17 protein-coding genes are annotated in these 18447 nt (G+C 43.6%); 1 reads left to right on the top strand and 16 read right to left on the bottom strand.

What is annotated here, in order from left to right:
- Positions 1-325: 325 nt before the first annotated feature.
- From fusA to BM232_RS06980, 16 genes are all read right to left on the bottom strand, one after another.
- Positions 326-2416, bottom strand: coding sequence for an elongation factor G (fusA, locus tag BM232_RS07055; RefSeq protein ID WP_091712835.1), 2091 nt, complete (start codon positions 2414-2416; stop codon positions 326-328).
- 195 nt (positions 2417-2611) lie between these two features.
- Entirely contained in the window at positions 2612-2914 is a 303-nt protein-coding gene (locus tag BM232_RS07050) for a DUF2818 family protein (protein WP_091712833.1), read from the bottom strand.
- 8 nt (positions 2915-2922) lie between these two features.
- Positions 2923-4356 (bottom strand): NADH-quinone oxidoreductase subunit NuoN, encoded by a 1434-nt coding sequence (gene nuoN / locus BM232_RS07045; RefSeq protein WP_091712831.1) that lies wholly within the window; start codon positions 4354-4356, stop codon positions 2923-2925.
- A 15-nt stretch (positions 4357-4371) separates the two neighbouring features.
- Positions 4372-5883 (bottom strand): NADH-quinone oxidoreductase subunit M, encoded by a 1512-nt coding sequence (locus tag BM232_RS07040; RefSeq protein ID WP_091712828.1) that lies wholly within the window; start codon positions 5881-5883, stop codon positions 4372-4374.
- Between the two features lie 20 nt (positions 5884-5903).
- Positions 5904-7850, bottom strand: coding sequence for an NADH-quinone oxidoreductase subunit L (nuoL, locus tag BM232_RS07035; RefSeq protein WP_091712826.1), 1947 nt, complete (start codon positions 7848-7850; stop codon positions 5904-5906).
- A 3-nt stretch (positions 7851-7853) separates the two neighbouring features.
- On the bottom strand, positions 7854-8159 hold the full coding sequence (gene nuoK, locus BM232_RS07030) for an NADH-quinone oxidoreductase subunit NuoK (protein ID WP_091712823.1): 306 nt from the start codon (positions 8157-8159) through the stop codon (positions 7854-7856).
- On the bottom strand, positions 8156-8755 hold the full coding sequence (locus BM232_RS07025) for an NADH-quinone oxidoreductase subunit J (protein ID WP_091712820.1): 600 nt from the start codon (positions 8753-8755) through the stop codon (positions 8156-8158). The genes nuoK and BM232_RS07025 overlap by 4 nt, the downstream gene beginning before the upstream one ends.
- Before the next feature lie 12 nt (positions 8756-8767).
- Entirely contained in the window at positions 8768-9259 is a 492-nt protein-coding gene (gene nuoI, locus BM232_RS07020) for an NADH-quinone oxidoreductase subunit NuoI (protein ID WP_218153307.1), read from the bottom strand.
- A complete protein-coding gene (gene nuoH / locus BM232_RS07015) occupies positions 9256-10314 on the bottom strand; it encodes an NADH-quinone oxidoreductase subunit NuoH (RefSeq protein WP_091712815.1) in 1059 nt (352 codons plus the stop codon). Before nuoH ends, nuoI begins: the two co-directional genes overlap by 4 nt.
- The gene (nuoG, locus tag BM232_RS07010; protein ID WP_091712813.1) at positions 10311-12656 is read right to left on the bottom strand and encodes an NADH-quinone oxidoreductase subunit NuoG; all 2346 of its coding nucleotides are present in this window, start codon (positions 12654-12656) and stop codon (positions 10311-10313) included. Before nuoG ends, nuoH begins: the two co-directional genes overlap by 4 nt.
- Positions 12657-12669: 13 nt before the next feature.
- The gene (gene nuoF / locus BM232_RS07005; protein WP_091712811.1) at positions 12670-13947 is read right to left on the bottom strand and encodes an NADH-quinone oxidoreductase subunit NuoF; all 1278 of its coding nucleotides are present in this window, start codon (positions 13945-13947) and stop codon (positions 12670-12672) included.
- The gene (gene nuoE, locus BM232_RS07000; RefSeq protein ID WP_091712808.1) at positions 13944-14456 is read right to left on the bottom strand and encodes an NADH-quinone oxidoreductase subunit NuoE; all 513 of its coding nucleotides are present in this window, start codon (positions 14454-14456) and stop codon (positions 13944-13946) included. The genes nuoF and nuoE overlap by 4 nt, the downstream gene beginning before the upstream one ends.
- A complete protein-coding gene (locus tag BM232_RS06995; RefSeq protein WP_091712805.1) occupies positions 14453-15706 on the bottom strand; it encodes an NADH-quinone oxidoreductase subunit D in 1254 nt (417 codons plus the stop codon). The genes nuoE and BM232_RS06995 overlap by 4 nt, the downstream gene beginning before the upstream one ends.
- Positions 15706-16365 carry an NADH-quinone oxidoreductase subunit C gene (locus tag BM232_RS06990; protein WP_091712803.1) on the bottom strand — a complete coding sequence of 220 codons (660 nt, stop codon included), beginning with the start codon at positions 16363-16365 and terminating at the stop codon, positions 15706-15708. The genes BM232_RS06995 and BM232_RS06990 overlap by 1 nt, the downstream gene beginning before the upstream one ends.
- Before the next feature lie 14 nt (positions 16366-16379).
- Positions 16380-16862, bottom strand: coding sequence for a NuoB/complex I 20 kDa subunit family protein (locus BM232_RS06985; RefSeq protein ID WP_007146560.1), 483 nt, complete (start codon positions 16860-16862; stop codon positions 16380-16382).
- The gene (locus BM232_RS06980; protein ID WP_091712800.1) at positions 16853-17209 is read right to left on the bottom strand and encodes an NADH-quinone oxidoreductase subunit A; all 357 of its coding nucleotides are present in this window, start codon (positions 17207-17209) and stop codon (positions 16853-16855) included. Before BM232_RS06980 ends, BM232_RS06985 begins: the two co-directional genes overlap by 10 nt.
- A gap of 293 nt (positions 17210-17502) precedes the next feature.
- Here BM232_RS06980 and BM232_RS15085 point away from each other — a divergent pair, with 293 nt between their 5' ends.
- A complete protein-coding gene (locus BM232_RS15085; protein ID WP_245752832.1) occupies positions 17503-18432 on the top strand; it encodes a cache domain-containing protein in 930 nt (309 codons plus the stop codon).
- Positions 18433-18447 lie beyond the last annotated feature (15 nt).

Here is an 18447-nt window from a genome sequence, read left to right as displayed (position 1 = left end):
AGGAGTAAAACTTCTTCTTTGTTTTGTCATTGAACACCTCTTTGGAGGACATATTACCTCCTTAAATGGTGTCCGGGATCATTAAACCACTACAGTATGACATACCTGAAATTAGTACCATGAGCGGAACATCAAAATTTCTTAATTGAAATAAGATACTTGGCGGACCAACATGAGCAAAAATTATCATTGAAAGGCCAATGAATCTAAGTAAGTCAATTCGGTGGTCCCTCATTTCAATACTCCTGTATATTTAAATATTATTCATAAAAAAAGGGCTGATAAATCAGCCCTTTTTTATTTTCTATACTATAGAAATAATCGCTTATTTCTTAGCAGCTTCACGCTCTTGAACTTCCTTAATAACTTCATCCGACACATTACGTGGGCATGGGTTGTATTGTAAGAACTCCATCGAGAACTGACCACGACCTGATGTCATTGTACGCAGTGAACCGATGTAACCAAACATTTCACTCAATGGCACATCAGCCTTGATTCGAACACCAGTTGGGCCTGCATCTTGAGACTTGATCATGCCACGGCGACGGTTTAAATCACCAATAACATCACCAACATGGTCTTCAGGTGTAAACACGTCTACTTTCATAATCGGTTCCAACAGTTGTGGACCCGCTTTAGGAATAGATTGACGGTAAGCACCCATTGCCGCTAATTCGAACGCAATCGCAGAGGAGTCAACGGCATGGAAAGCACCATCAAACAAGTTCACTTTAACATCTAATAATGGGAAGCCAGCCAATACACCTTTGCCCATCATCTTCTTGAAACCACCTTCAACTGCTGGCCAGAATTCACGAGGAACGGTACCACCTGTTACAGTTGATTCAAATGTGAAACCACTGCCTGGCTCACCTGGTTCAATGATGTAGTCGATACGACCGAACTGACCAGAACCACCTGATTGTTTCTTGTGTGTGTAGCTATCTTCAACACGTTGTGTAATCGTTTCACGGTAAGCCACTTGTGGTTCACCAACGATAACGTCTACACCATGTGTACGCTTCAGGATATCGACTTTAATATCCAAATGCAGCTCACCCATACCTTTCATAATGGTTTCGCCACTATCCTGGTCAGTTTCAACACGGAATGAAGGATCTTCTTTAATCATTTTACCCAATGCGATACCCATTTTTTCAGAGGCACCTTTATCTTTCGGTGCAATCGCAATCGAGATAACGGGATCTGGGAAGACCATTGGTTCAAGTGTTGCTGGATTTTTAGGATCACATAATGTGTGACCCGTTTGAACGTCTTTCATACCCACGATAGCGATAATATCACCCGCATGGGCGTAATCTAATTCGTTACGATCATCGGCATGCATTTCCACCATACGACCAACACGTTCAGTCTTACCTGTAAAGGTGTTCAAGACAGTATCGCCTTTACGTAATTCACCTGAGTAAACACGAACGAATGTCAACGCACCAAAACGGTCATCCATAATTTTGAATGCCAGTGCACGTAACGGACCATTGATATCAACAGTTGCTACTTTACCTGTTTCATTACCTTCTAAATCAACTTCTGGTTGTGGATCAACTTGTGTTGGATCAGGTAAGTAATCAACAACCGCATCCAATACTAATTGAAGACCTTTGTTTTTGAATGAGCTACCACAGTAAGTTGGGAAGAATGCTAATTCTAATGTACCTTTACGGATGCATGTTTTCAGGTCATCGATAGATGGCTCTTCACCTTCCAGGTATTTTTCCATCAAATCATCGTCCTGCTCAACCGCAGTTTCGATAAGTTTTTCGCGCCATTCTTCGATCTGGTCAGCCATCTCTGCAGGTGGCTCTTCGATGTTGTAGTTTTCAGGATCTTTTTCGTCAGGCCAGTACCATGCTTTACGTGTTAACAGGTCAACAACACCTTTAAACTCGTCTTCGATACCGATTGGCAGCACCATAACCAGAGGTGTAGCTGCAAGTACATCTTCTACTTGCTTAACAACGCGGTAGAAGTCTGCGCCCATACGGTCAAGTTTGTTAACGTAGATCAGACGAGATACTTCTGATTCGTTAGCATAACGCCAGTTAGTTTCTGATTGAGGCTCAACACCACCACTACCACAGAAAACACCAATACCACCGTCAAGTACTTTTAATGAACGATATACTTCGATGGTGAAGTCAACGTGTCCCGGTGTATCGATAACATTTAAACGGTAACCTTTCCATGCACACGTGGTAGCAGCAGACTGAATGGTAATACCACGTTCAGCTTCCTGATCCATGAAGTCCATAGTCGATTCACCTTCGTGAACCTCACCAGTTTTATGAATTTTACCGGTCAGTTTCAGGATACGCTCGGTTGTTGTGGTTTTACCCGCATCAACGTGGGCGAAGATACCTATATTTCTGTACTTGGATAAATCAGAAGCCATAATCCTGTCTCTATTATTTAAATGAACAATTCGTGCATTTACACGGAGTTAAACCCGCCAATTCTAAACTAGAATCTTTATATATGCACACATTTATAAGTAAAAAGGCGACAAAGACTGCTATGTCGCCATTCGATAAATCTACATGCTGTTAATGACAGCTTATTGTTATACCGTTTGCGGAATCTGTAAGGTCTATTTGAATCTATGCTGCATTGGTAACCATTGATATCGATAAACGACACCAGGGACGGATAGCACCAGAAATAAACTGAATACTGTCACAAAAAATTCCCAACCTTGCGTGTAAATATCACCAGAGAACCGGGTTTCAAAAGCCATACCAATACCGAGACTAATGAAGAAATACACGATTAATTCAAATAGTCGTATCCAGTTTGATTTGCGCTCCAACGCATAAACAAAAAACACACGATCACCAATCCACGGTAAATTTGCCAATATAAAAAACAGCCCTAACATCAGCCAAATAGACATGTCATTCCTTAAGAAAAAACCGTTGAACAAATCGACATTAACAATCCTGGAAAAATCCCCAATGCCAGCACCAATAATGTATTTATACTCAATACAAAGGCTGCAGGACCTGAATAAGTAAACTCACATTTCTCTTCAGTTTTGTCGAAATACATCACTTTTATTACCCGTAAGTAATAAAAAGCACCAATGACTGACATCACCACCGCGATTAAAGCCACAGCCATCATATCAACATCAACGACCGCTTTAATGACGCCTAACTTAGCGTAAAATCCAGCTAATGGCGGTATACCTGCCATTGAAAACATAAGGATCATCATCAGCAGAGCCAACCAGGGATGCTGAGAACTAAGCCCTTTATAGTCATCAATATTATCTGCTTCAAAACCATAACGACTCATCAGTAAAATCACACCAAAAGTCGCTAATGTCATCAACGCATATATTAACGTATAAAACAGAGAGGCCGCATAGCCAGCGTCGGTACCTGACAACACCCCCATCAACAAAAAGCCAACATGAGAGATGGTCGAGTAAGCCAGCATGCGTTTAATATTGGTTTGAGCGATAGCCACGACATTACCGATTATCATCGATAAAACAGCCATCAGCATCAGCATCGGTTGCCAATAGGTTTGTAAGTCTATCAGTCCATCCACTAATAATCGAATCAATAAAGCAAAGGCAGCGACTTTTGGAGCAGCAGCAATAAACAAGGTTATCGCTGTCGGCGCACCGTGATACACATCCGGCAGCCACATATGAAAAGGCACGGCACCAAACTTAAAGCCGATACCAATAATAATAAACACAAGAGCAAAGCTCAGAATCGTGTCGCTACTAGATGATGAATACACCGCGGCAGCGACCTCCTGCAACATCAAGCTACCTGTTATGCCATAAATAATCGACATGCCATATAACAACATGCCAGAAGCAATCGCGCCGAGAATAAAATATTTCATTGCCGCTTCTGTGGCGATAACAGAGTCCCGATGCATCGCTACCATCGCATACAAACAGAGTGATAACAGCTCAAGGCCTAAATATAAGGTTAGGAAATGATTCGCTGACACCATAATCAACATGCCCAGGGTAGCGAATAGAGCTAAGACATAAAATTCCCCCTGCAGTAACTGGCGTGCCCGTAAATACTCAACCGAATATAATAAAACACACATATTAATCAAACAGATAGCAATTTTTAATATATCGCTAAGGCTGTCTTTGATATAGGTAGCGGAGAAAGTGGTTCCAGTATCGCCCCATGAGAAAATCACTGTCATCAATACAGCAAATAAGCTTAGTTGACTAAGCCCATAGCTCCATTGAATTTTTCTGTTTCCGGTAAAAGCCACAAATAACAAGACAACACAGGCCATTGCCAGCATGACCATTTCAGGCAATGCAAACAACATATTTGGCACTTGGTAATTCATTATCAGTTGTCCTTTCTATAGCTTGGATTGAGCAACTTGAGTCAATAAATTTTCAACAGAAGCATGCATCACATCTAATAACGGATCAGGCCATAGGCCCAACAATAAGATAATGACAGCTAAACTGGCTAACAGCATAAATTCACGTGAATTAATATCTTGTAACTCAGCCACATGCTGATTGCTGACTTCCCCAAAAAATACCCGCTTGACCATCCACAAAGTGTAGGCAGCACCGAGAATGAGCGTTGTTGCCGCTAAAAAAGCAAACCAGAAATTCGCCTGAAATGCAGCGAGAATCACCATAAACTCACCGACAAACCCCGATGTACCAGGTAAACCCGCATTGGCCATCGCAAAAAACACGGCAAACGCGGTACACGTCGGCATGGTGTTAATCACGCCACCATAAGCGCTAATTTCACGAGTATGCATACGGTCATATAACACACCAACTGACAGGAACATCGCTGCTGAAATAAAGCCATGTGAAATCATCTGCACCATAGCACCTTCCACCGCTAACACGGTTCCACTGCCTGTTGATGAATTAAAGAATATTCTGAAAACAATAAATAAACCTAAGGTGACAAAACCCATATGAGCAATACTTGAATAGGCAATCAGCTTTTTCAGATCTGACTGTACCAATGCAACAAAGCCTATATAAACCACTGCAATCAGTGACAAACTGATTAATAACCAATCAAATGCCATACTGGCATCAGGCGCAATAGGCAGAGCAAAACGAATAAAGCCATAACCACCGATTTTTAAAGTGATGGCCGCTAGGATAACGGAACCACCAGTCGGTGCTTCCACATGTGCGTCAGGTAACCAGGTGTGGACTGGCCACATAGGGACTTTGACGGCAAAGGCAATGAGAAAAGCAAAAAACAGCCAGGTTTGTTCAGCCATGGACAAATTCACAGCATGATAATCAAGCAATGAAAAACTGCCTGCGACATGATGCAAATACAGCAAAGCGATCAATAAAAAGACCGAACCAAAAAACGTGTACAAAAAGAATTTTATCGTGGCATAGACACGATTTGGGCCACCCCAGATGCCAATAACCAAAAACAACGGAATCAGCATCGCTTCAAAAAACACATAAAATAAAATAGCATCGAGCGAGGCAAAAACCGCCAGCATCAGGCCTTCCATAATCAAGAAAGCAGCAAGATAGTGATTCAAACGATATTCGATAATGCGCCAACCAGCGACAACAACCAATATCGTCGATATCGTTGTCAGCATCATCAATGGCAGTGAAAAACCATCAATACCCAGATAATAATAAATACCGAACGTCTCGACCCAAGGATACTTTTCCACAAACTGCATTTGTGCTGATGCATTATCAAAACCCAGATAGAGTCCGATCGACAGTAAAAACGTCAAAAGTGTCGTTATTAATGCCAGCCACTTACTTAAACAGGGACGATCGTTCAGGAATATGCTGATCCCCCCTACCAGAATGGGTAACCAGATAATCAGACTTAACAATGGGAGTTGTGCCAGCATGGTGTCCTATTCCGTCCTTGTCACACTACGAAAAAGGTGAGTAGCAGCCCCACCCCAATAATCATGGCAAAAGCGTAGTGATACAAATAACCGGTTTGTAACTGTCTGGCTAATCGTGAGCACAAAGCCACTGTCTTCGCTGTACCATTTACCAAAGCTCCATCAATCAAAAAGCGATCCCCTACTCGCCACAAAAACTGGCCTAAATATCGCGAGCCACCAGCAATCACTGTTTGATTAAAATCGTCAAAGCCATATTTATTAATAAGGATCCGATAAATAAACTGCCCTTTTTCCTGTAACACCGCAGGCAAATCAGGCCGCCTTAAATATAAAAACCAGGTTATGACAATGCCTGATATTGCCAGCCAGAAAGGAAGTGCTGTCAGTCCATGTAATATAAAGCTCAATACACCATGAAACTCAGTTGCCTGCTCAGCCAACACATCATGTGTTGATGACACATAAATGGCTTGAGCAAAGAACTCACCGTAGACCACACTGCCAATCCAGTAACCAGCAATGACTGAAGGAATGGCTAGCAGAATAAGAGGTAATGTCACCACCCATGGTGATTCTTTAGGCTGATGGCCATGGTCTGTGTTGAATCGCGGCTCTCCGTGAAACACCATAAAAAATAAGCGGAAGCTATATAAAGCCGTGATCAACACACCCGATAGTACAGAAAAATAAGCAAAACCATGACCGGGTATATTGGAAGCATGAACTGCTTCTATGATGGCATCCTTAGAGAAAAAACCGGCAAAACCAGGAAAGCCTATCAGCGCCAAAGAACCGATCAGACTTGTCCAATAGGTGATGGGCATATACTTTTTAAGGCCGCCCATTTTTCGCATATCCTGCTCATGATGCATAGCGATAATGACCGAACCAGCCGCTAAAAAAAGTAAGGCTTTGAAAAAGGCATGTGTCAGTAGATGAAAAACACCGGCGGCATAAGCTGAGACGCCCAAGGCAACCGTCATATAACCTAGCTGTGATAAGGTCGAATAAGCGATAACACGTTTAATATCATTTTGTACCAGACCAAGCAGCCCCATAAATAAGGCGGTAATGGCGCCGATGATCAACACAAATGATAATGCCGTTTCAGAAAGCTCAAACAACGGTGACATACGTGCCACCATAAAAATACCGGCGGTGACCATGGTGGCAGCATGAATCAAAGCGGAGATAGGTGTCGGGCCTTCCATTGAATCAGGCAACCACACATGTAAAGGCACCTGTGCCGATTTACCCATGGCACCAATAAATAACAGAATGCAGGTCAGCGTCATCACCGACCAGCTTGTATCAGGAAATATACTGATAGTTTGTTCTGCCATATATGGCGCTTGCTGAAACACTGCCAGATAATCCAGACTGCCGGCATACATCAGCACAGCAGCGATACCCAGTAAAAAACCAAAGTCCCCTACTCTGTTGACCAGGAAGGCTTTCAAATTAGCGTAAATCGCCGTTGGTTTTTTATACCAGAAACCAATCAACAGATAAGACACCAGGCCAACGGCTTCCCAACCAAAAAATAACTGCATGAAGTTATTCGCCATCACTAACATCAGCATGGCAAAGGTAAATAAAGAAATATAACTAAAGAAACGACAATAGCCATCGTCATCATGCATATAACCGATGGTATAGATATGTACCATTAAGGAAACAAAGGTCACTACCGTCATCATGACCGCACTTAAAGCATCAATCATAAAGCCAACTTCAAGCTGCAATGATCCTGCTTGCAACCAGTGATAGACCGTTCCGTTATAGCTCAATCCATCCACTGTCACCAGCTTTAATACCCAGGCGGACAGGAAAAAAGCCACACCGACTGAAAAGATTGTAATGCGATGCGTCCAACAACGCCCCAAATGACGACCAAATAAACCTGCAGCAATACTGCCAAACAGAGGTGCGATAACGATGGCTAGCAGTAAGCTCTGTGGCATCAGTTACCCCTTTAACCTATCCAGGTCAGACACATTAATGGTGCTGAGATTACGGAAGAGAACTACCAGAATGGCAAGCCCAATAGCCGCTTCAGCTGCCGCCACTGTTAGTATAAAGAACACAAACACCTGACCAGCGGGATCTCCCAAAAAGTGTGAAAAAGCAATAAAATTGAGGTTAACCGCCAACAGCATTAACTCAATACACATCAATAAGATGATGATATTTTTACGGTTCAAAAAGATACCCGCTAAAGATAAACTGAACAGTATGGCGGCGAGAATGAGATAGTCAGATAAAACAATCATGATTCAGAGCCCTCTCCATCTTGTTTTTTGCTGCGAAGATCGACCATTCTAAGCCTATCTGCCGACTTAACCATCACCTGTTTAGCTGGGTCCTGTAACTTACGATGATGCTCACGTAATGTCAGCGTGATAGCTGCAACAATGGCTACGGTTAAGATGACTGAGGCAATTTCGAATGGATAAACATAAACGGTATACAGCAAACGTCCTAACATTTTAGTGTTACTGCCGTCCGTTGCTTGTGCAGCGCTGATATCAAATTGTGGTGCATTCAATACAGCAATCATCTCCACCACAATCAAAGCGGCCACAATAATGCCTAGTGGTAAATAACGCGTGAATCCTTCTTTCAGCGGTGCCAGATCAATATCCAGCATCATCACCACAAATAAAAACAGTACTAACACGGCTCCCACATAGACAAGTACCAAACTAATGGCGAGAAACTCGGCTTCCAGCATTAACCAGATGCCGGCACTGGTGAAAAAAGCTAACACCAGAAATAAAGCGGCACGCACAGGATTACGCACTGTGATAACCATGGTTGCGGCAAACAGTAAAATGGCGGCAAAGATATAAAAAATAACGCTTTCCACTAGTCAACCACCTTAGCGATATGGTTCATCAGCTGCACGATCAGCAGCAATCTCTGGCTCATATTTATCCCCTATTGCCAGTAATTTATCTTTGGTCATGATTTGTTCACCACGATTTTCAAAATGAAACTCAAAATGACGCGTTTCTACAATCGAATCTACCGGACAGGACTCTTCACAAAAGCCGCAATAAATACATTTAAACAAATCAATATCATAACGAGTGGTACGACGACTGCCATCATCTCTGGGTTCAGTTTCGATAGTAATAGCAAGGGCAGGACAGACTGCTTCACATAATTTACAACCAATACAACGCTCTTCCCCATTCGGGTAACGCCTTAAAGCGTGAAGTCCACGGAATCTTGGTGACTGTGGCGTTTTTTCCTCTGGATATTGCACTGTGACTTTACCGGCGAATAAATAACGCCCAGTTAAACGTAGCCCCTGAATCAGCTCCCACAGTAAAAAGCTTTTAAAAAAATGACGGAGACCTGACATCATCCCCCTCCCGCAGTAATGACTGCACTTTCTGTAAACCAAGGCCCAATATCAAATACCTGAGCCGTCGATACAATCACTAACCAAACTAAGGTGACCGGAATAAATACTTTCCAACCCAGGCGCATGATCTGGTCATAACGATACCGGGGAAATGTCGCCCGGAACCATAAATACAGGAACAAAAAGATAGCTGTTTTGCCCAGCAACCAGACTAATCCAGGCACCCATGAAAAGAAGCTTTCCAACACAGGTATACCATCAAATGGCGATAACCAACCGCCCATAAATAGAGTCGCTGCCAGCATCGATATCAGAATCATGTCGGCATATTCAGCCAGGAAAAAAATGGCAAACGCCATACCGGAATATTCCACATGAAAACCGGCGACGATTTCTGATTCCCCTTCCGCAATATCAAACGGTGCTCGGTTTGTTTCAGCCACCCCAGAAATAAAATAAACAATAAATAAAGGAAACAGTGGTATGAAATACCAGTGCCAGAAACCACCTTGTTGAGCTAATACAATTTCGCCAAGATTCAAGCTACCAGCCGCAATCAGTACACCAACCAAAGCAAAGCCCATGGCAATTTCGTATGACACCACTTGTGCAGCACTACGTAATGCCCCTAAAAAGGCATAACGGGAATTAGACGCCCAACCAGCTATCACCACGCCATACACACTCATGGACGTGATCGCCAGGATGTACAAAAGACCAGCATCAATATTTGCCAGTACCATGCCATCATCAAAGGGCATTACCGCCCAGGCGGCCAATGCAGGCCCAATCGCCAGAACAGGAGCTACCAAAAACAAATACAAATTGGATTTTGCCGGGAAGATAACTTCTTTAAGCAGTAGTTTCAGGGCATCCGCTATCGGTTGTAATAATCCCCAGAGACCGACTCTATTGGGTCCAATACGGACCTGTATATAACCAATGACTTTTCGCTCAGCATAAGTCAGATATGCAACTGACAGCATCAAAGGAACAACAATTAATAGGATCTTCAGCACATTTGGCAGGATATCCTGTAAAAACATATCGATCATGTGGCTGCCTCGCTTTGAGAAACAGAGACCTGACCAAACAGGCTGACTAAGCGGCTAGCAGCATCAGTAGTTGTAGCAACATAAACACAACCATCAGCAATACTGTCATCAATCTCTAATGGTAAGCGAACCACACTATCTTGTTGTGTCAGCGTCAACGGTGTTTGATGGTTTAAGCCATGTTTTTCTGCTTCTTTTCTATTGATACGTGCAAACTGTATTCGCTGAGTCTCCGGTGTTTTTTGCAGCGCTTCACTGTGTCGCAATAACGCATCTGTCCGGTACATCGGTACTTCAGAAATCATCATCAAGTCTGACTCGACAGTAAGCGAATCCGGGATATAAGGCGGAATCGGTTTGTCATGTCTCTCAGCCTGTATTTGCCGAACTTCATCGACAACATCCTGTGACGAAATATAGTCAAAGCCTTCTACATGGCTGACATTACCCAGTACGCGCAGAATCTTCCAAGCAGGCCGACTATCACCTCTGGGTGCTACCGCACCAGCAAACTGCTGCCATTGTTTATCTATGCCGACAAAAGTACCTGATGTTTCAGTAAAACAGGCCATGGGTAAAATCACATCAGCCGTTTGTCTTAAAAACTCACTATCAAAACTATGCAACGCCACTACAAAACTAGCGCGTTTTAATGCTTGCTTAGCAATCACCGGCACCGCGGTATCATGCAAAGCATCAAAGCCCATCAACACATAAGCCCGCAGACTTTGTTGCCACATTTGCAGACTGTTCTTAGCCTCTTTGCCAGGTAAGGTATTGGCAATGACATGAGCATGACTATTGGCCGAAGGCACCACAATACAGCGACTACCTGATAACTCAGCAATTTTATGTACTAGAGCACGTATTTTTGCGGCATCAGGATGATGATTAGCTAAATCGCCTACGATAAGTGTTGCGCTAGCGGCATTGGATAACTGCATTGCCACATTTTGCTCAAACGCGGTGGGCGTGCGTTCCGGATATAAAGCTTGCCATTCGTCATCATTATCACTGTCATTCATAAGTGTCGATAATACTTTGGCAATACCTGCTAACGTTGTGAGCATAGTATTGATATCGACAGCCATTTCGTACTCAATTGGCATCAACAAATCTGTCAGGAAAAAATTGATATTACTTACTGCGGCACCCATCATCGCCGCTTGCCTTATACGATGAGCAAGAATAGGTTGCTCAGCCCGAATATGACTGCCTATCAGGACAATAGCATCACTTTCCTGTACGTCTCCCAATGTCCAATTATCCAGAGGATATTGTTGCGGATGATCTGAGAAATCTTGCTGACGAAGGCGATGGTCAATATTTTCAACGCCCAAACCTCGTAACCATTTCTGAAATAGAAACGCTTCTTCCAAGGTCGTTGTAGGTGAAATCAAGCCACCCACTTCTTCGGCACCATGTTTATTGATAATGGTTTGTAAACCTTTTATCGCTGTTTCCAACGCAGTTTGCCAATCAACTACCTGCCAGTCATCATCCACCTTAATCATGGGATCAGTGAGTCGTTTTGGATGAGCCAGAGCTTGGTATGAGAACCTGTCGCGATCCGATAACCAGGCCTCATTGATAGATTCGTTATCTCTCGGCACCACACGCATCACATCATTTTGTCTGACATGCAGCTCAATATTGGAACCAATGGCATCATGAGGTGCGATAGATGGATGGGCTTTCATCTCCCAGGCACGGGCTTTGTAGCGGAAAGGTTTTGAGGTTAACGCCCCAACAGGACACAGATCGATAATATTACCGGACAACTCAGAAACCAGACTATGCTCAACATAAGTACCAATTTCCATATGTTCGCCACGCCCGGTTGCACCTAGTTCTTTAACTCCAGCGATTTCCACACCAAAGCGCACGCATCTTGTGCAATGAATGCAGCGCGTCATATCAGTACGAATTAAAGGTCCAATATCTTTATCTTTTACAACACGCTTACCCTCGGTAAAGCGACTGACACCTTCGCCATACCCCATGGAAAGATCCTGCAATTCGCATTCCCCACCCTGATCACAAATCGGACAATCCAGTGGGTGATTAATCAGCAAAAACTCCATCACACTACGCTGGGCATTAATGGCTACTTTAGAATGAGTGAACACTTTCATGCCTTCAGTGACAGGCGTCGCACACGCTGGTAGTGCTTTACGAGACTTATCTACTTCAACAAGACACATCCGGCAATTGGCCGCTATCGACAGTTTTTTGTGGTAACAAAAACGTGGAATATCAATACCTGCCTCATCAGCAGCCTGAATAATCATTTTTGATGAGTCCACTTTCAGCGGAATACCGTCGATTTCGATATTAACCATGTCTACTCAGCCTTCACGCTGTGTTATCCATACACCGACCATGATCGATGTGGTATTGAAATTCATCACGAAAATGTTTGATGAAACTGACTACAGGTGCTGCTGCAGCATCGCCGAGAGCACAAATCGTATTGCCATTAATATTTTCAGCAACATCTACCAACCGGTCTAAATCTTCTTGTTTACCCTGTCCATCTTCAATGCGTTTAACAACACGATATAACCAGCCAGTGCCTTCACGGCAAGGCGTACACTGCCCACATGACTCTTCATAATAAAAATAGGCGATTCGTTGCAGCGCTTTCACCATACAGGTTGAATCATCCATGACAATCACTGACCCCGCCCCCAGCATGGAACGTGCTTTGGCTATGCCGTCATAACTCATATCGAGTCCCATCATAATCTCAGCAGGCACCACAGGCGTCGACGATCCCCCCGGAATCACCGCTTTTAACTGATGACCGTTCCGGACGCCACCTGCTAATTCCAACAATTCAGCAAATGGCGTCCCCAGAGGCACTTCATAATTTCCGGGTTTATTAACGTGACCGGTCATACAAAAAATCTTACTACCGCCATTATTCGGTGTGCCCAATTCATGAAACCAATCAGCACCATGCTGCAAAATCACCGGAATAGACGCCAAACTTTCAGTATTATTAATCGTTGTCGGCCTGCCATATAAACCATAGCCAGCAGGAAAAGGCGGTTTATAACGTGGCTGACCTTTTTTACCTTCCAGAGATTCGAGTAAGGCGGTTTCTTCACCGCAAATATAGGCACCAGCACCAACATGGGTATGAAGTTGAAAGTTAAAACCACTACCCAGAAGATCCTTGCCTAAATAACCTGCTTCTCTGGCTTCTTCCAATGCTGCCTCAAAGCGTTCTATAGGTTCGAAAAATTCACCGCGGATGTAGTTATAACCGGTTTGTGCACCAATTGTGTAACCAGCGATGATCATGCCTTCTATCACTTGATGCGGGTTAAACCGAAGGATATCGCGATCTTTGCAGGTACCAGGCTCGCCTTCATCAGAGTTACAGACAATATATTTATCGCCGGGCAAACGCCTTGGCATAAAGCTCCATTTCAGACCGGTAGGGAAACCGGCGCCACCGCGACCACGTAATGCCGAGTTTTTAATCTGCTCAATAATGGATTCGGGTTTAAGCTTATTATTCAAGATATTTTCAAGTACCTGATAGCCACCAACCTGACGATAGGCATCTAAAGTCCATGAGGGCGAAAGATGGTTTGTACGAAAACACACTTGATCCAGCTTCATGACTGAACCTCATCAATCAGGGCATCAATTTTTTCTTTGGTGAGATACTCATGGTATTGCTTGTCCATCAGCAGCATCGGTGCACCAACACAAGCACCAAGACATTCCACCTCTTTAAGCGTAAACAGCCCATCTGCGGTTGTTTCACCCGGCTTAATGGCTAAACGCTGCTGTAGATGTTCAAGGATTTCTTCAGAGCCGCACAACATGCAGGAGATATTGGTACATAGACTGATCTTATGTTTACCAACCGGTTCCAGCTCAAACATACTGTAAAAGGTTGCCACCTCGTAGACACTGATGCTTGAAATCGATAAATATTCTGCCAAAGCATCCATAATGGCTCTGGAAAGCCAGCCACCATTAGCTTCTTGCAAAATATGTAGGCATGGAATGACCGCCGACTGAGCACGGCCTCTCGGATATTTGGCTATCCACTTATCTAAGGCCAAACGCAATTGCTCAGTAAATAAAGTCTGTTTAGGTCCGGTTAATACCATTTCTGTCATCGGTCAATCTCACCAAACACAATATCCATCGTACCGATAATGGCAACGACATCCGCCAGCATATGGCCTTTTGCCATTTCATCCATAGCAGCCAGATGTGGAAAACCTGGTGCGCGGATTTTCACGCGATAGGGTTTATTGGCTCCATCCGAAATCATATAAATCCCAAACTCACCTTTTGGATGTTCAATCGCACTGTAAACTTCACCTTCTGGTACACAATAGCCTTCGGTAAATAACTTGAAGTGATGAATCAAGGCTTCCATATCATTTTTCATCGTACTGCGTTTAGGCGGAGCGACTTTTGTATCATCAATAATGACCGGGCCCGGATTCGCTCTGAGCCAATCAACACATTGCTTGATAATACGATTAGATTCACGCATCTCGGCTACACGGACTAAGTAGCGATCGTAACAGTCGCCCTCCTTACCCACCGGAATATCAAACGCCAGCTGATCGTAGACTTCATAAGGTTGTTTACGTCGTAAATCCCACTCAACCCCTGAACCTCTTAACATCGGTCCTGAAAACCCGAGTTGCAATGCTCGCTCCGGACTCACAACACCGATACCTACTGTGCGCTGTTTCCAGATACGGTTGTCAGTTAATAAAGTCTCATACTCATCGACACAGTGAGGAAAGCGCTGTGTAAAATCTTCAATAAAGTCGAGTAAACTGCCGTCACGGTTTTGATTCTTTTTCTTTATTTCTTTTTCGTTGTGCCATTTAGATGCCTGGTACTGAGGCATCTTATCGGGTAAATCACGATAAACACCGCCAGGCCGGTAATAGGTAGCATGCATCCTCGCCCCCGATACCGCCTCGTAACAATCCATCAAATCCTCACGCTCACGAAAGCAATAGAGAAAAATGGTCATCGCACCAATATCAAGACCATGCGATCCTAGCCACATCAAATGGTTTAACACCCGGGTAATCTCATCAAACATGACCCGAATGTATTGCGCTCTAACGGGTACATCAATACCAATCAGTTTTTCAATGGCCATCACATAGGCGTGTTCGTTACACATCATCGACACATAGTCGAGACGGTCCATATAACCAATGCTTTGATTAAACGGCTTGGATTCAGCTAATTTTTCAGTGCCCCGATGCAGCAGACCAACATGGGGATCGGCTCTGACAATCACTTCGCCATCCATTTCCAGAATAAGGCGAAGTACACCATGTGCAGCTGGATGTTGTGGACCAAAATTCAGTGTAAAGTTTTTTATCTCGGCCATTATTTCTCATCCCGGAGATAACGGTTATCGTCACGAATCACTCTGGGTACAAGCGTTCTCGGTTCAATGCTGACAGGTTCATACACCACGCGTTTCTTGTCTTCATCGTAGCGCATCTCGACATTGCCAATAAGTGGGAAATCTTTGCGAAATGGATGACCGACAAAGCCGTAGTCGGTCAAGATTCGCCGTAAATCGGGATGCCCCTCAAATAGAATGCCGAACATATCAAAGGCTTCACGTTCATACCAATCAGCACTGGCCCAGACAATTGTTACACTGTCGACGATTGGCTGCTCGGCAGCCAGCCTGACTTTTAAGCGTAAGCGTTGATTATGTTTAATTGACTGTAAATGATAGGTGACAGCAAATCGGTATCCATCTGTCACGGGTTCTGCATGCCCCAATCCATCTACAGCCCGACTAAAGCCAAACTCTGTCGACTGTTTTGTTTCCCAGCTACTACCGCCATACTCGGAATAATCTACTCCGGCCAAATCCATCAATTGCTCAAATTGATAGTCATCGCGTAATTTTATGCAAACGTCGATAATTTGTTCAGCAGCCACATGCAAAGTGATTTCATTGCGAACCAGTTCACAGTCGAGTAAGGCATCTGAAAAATCCTGTTCAAGTTTGGCTTTTAGAGTTTGCATCATAAAACAGGTCGCTATCAGGGTTGTCTGGCTATGGTATTAGTACGATGAATTTTTTTCTGCAGTTGTAATATTCCGTACAGTAAGGCTTCGGCCGTAGGTGGGCAGCCAGGAACATAAATGTCGACTGGCACAATCCGATCACAACCACGGACAACAGAATAGGAATAATGGTAATAACCACCGCCGTTGGCACAGGAGCCCATTGAAATAACCCAGCGCGGCTCAGACATCTGGTCATAGACTTTACGTAGCGCGGGGGCCATTTTATTGACTAAGGTTCCGGCAACTATCATCACATCAGATTGACGAGGACTGGCTCTGAATACAATGCCAAATCGATCCAGATCATAGCGTGCGGCACCTGCATGCATCATTTCTACAGCACAACAGGCCAAACCGAATGTCATAGGCCATAAGGATCCGGTTCTTGCCCAATTAATCAACTTATCCGCAGACGTAGTGACAACGCCTTTTTCTAGAACACCTTCTATTCCCACTCCAGTGCTCCTTTCTTCCATTCATAGATAAAGCCAACTACCAGAATACCCAGAAATAAAAACATGGCGAGTAGTCCAAACACACCGATCTCATCTAAAACAATGGCCCATGGGAAAAGGAATGCAATTTCTAAATCGAAAATGATGAAAAGAATAGCAACAAGATAATAACGAACATCAAACTTCATGTGGGCATCTTCAAAAGGCTCGAATCCACATTCATAGGCTGATCGTTTTTCACTGTCAGGATGCCGAGGTCCCAATACAAAGCCGGCCAGCAATGGCAGAACACCAAAACCGATGCCGATGATGATAAACAACAAAATCGGGAGATAATTCTCCAGCATGCTGTGCTTCCTTCGGATGTCTCGACAATTCAGCATGAGGGACTCGCGTCACTACCTCATGCCCCTGATTGCAATTTCTACTATGACCGCAATCATCAGGATTGATACTACACACTAAAAACGCTGATGAGAAGTCACAATATTTGATAAATAATGATTTTTACCAAGCTTATCCAGACTAGACAGAACTCAATGTATTATGCTCGAATATGCCTTGCATTAATTTAAGCAATGCTCAATACCCATTAAACGAATATTTCTGATAAAAAAAACAATAAGGTGCATCATTTCGGGTGAATAAGAATAAGTGGTTAAGTACACCTGTAGTGGTAGCCATCGTCATATTATTAGCGGCTTTCATAACAGCTGGCGTAGCAGCTTCACATTTGTTCTCACTGATTCAGGAGGATGTCACGTCACGCCTGAATACAGCATTGGTTACCTCTATCAACAGAGTCAAACAATCTTTCACCAATCATCAGCGCAATAATATTTATTGGTCAGAGAATACTGTTATTCAGCAAATTGCTTTGTTAGCCAATAAGCACGAAAACAGAGCCATGCAACAAGATTTATATAAACTCGTTGATGGCAGTCTGAAAGCGACACTCACCAATGAAGGTTATCGCGACTACAAATTATTTAATGTTAATGGCGAATTGATTTTGTCAGGCATCAGTGGCTTCGCTAAGCCTGATCAGAATATTACCCTGCCAGACGACATTCTCGCTGAATTATCAAAAAAAGCTGTCTACACCTCTCACCCGTTTATGCCTTCCTCAGCATGGCAATCGACGTTACGACATAAATATCCGTTACCAACCATGTTATTTATTGCACCAGTTCATGACTGGGCTGGTAAAACAGTGGCTTTTTTTGCGTTTGAAATTAACCCTGACAAGCTGTTTAACCCCGCTTTTCATGAAAACCAAGTGGGACAAACCGGGCAAGCCTACGCAATAGATGAACAAGGACGGATGCTTACCCAAAGTAAATTTACAAACCAATTAATACGTGCCGGATTAATTGATGCTTCCAACCCACTTAGTGAATTAACACTGGAAGTCCGTGATCCAGGGTTTAATTTACTAGAGTCACCCGATAAAAAAGTGAAAAGCCCTACGCCGCTGACACTCATGGCTAAGTCTTTGACTCAACATAAAAGTGGGGTCAATCTAAAAGGCTATCGTGATTATCGTGGCGTCAAAGTTATTGGTAGCTAGCGCTGGGATGACCAG

The sequence above is a fragment of the Methylophaga sulfidovorans genome (genome assembly GCF_900114205.1).
In the GTDB taxonomy this organism is placed as follows: domain Bacteria; phylum Pseudomonadota; class Gammaproteobacteria; order Nitrosococcales; family Methylophagaceae; genus Methylophaga; species Methylophaga sulfidovorans.
Note: the sequence above shows the minus strand (reverse complement) of the source record. Positions and strands in the feature narration are given on the sequence as shown.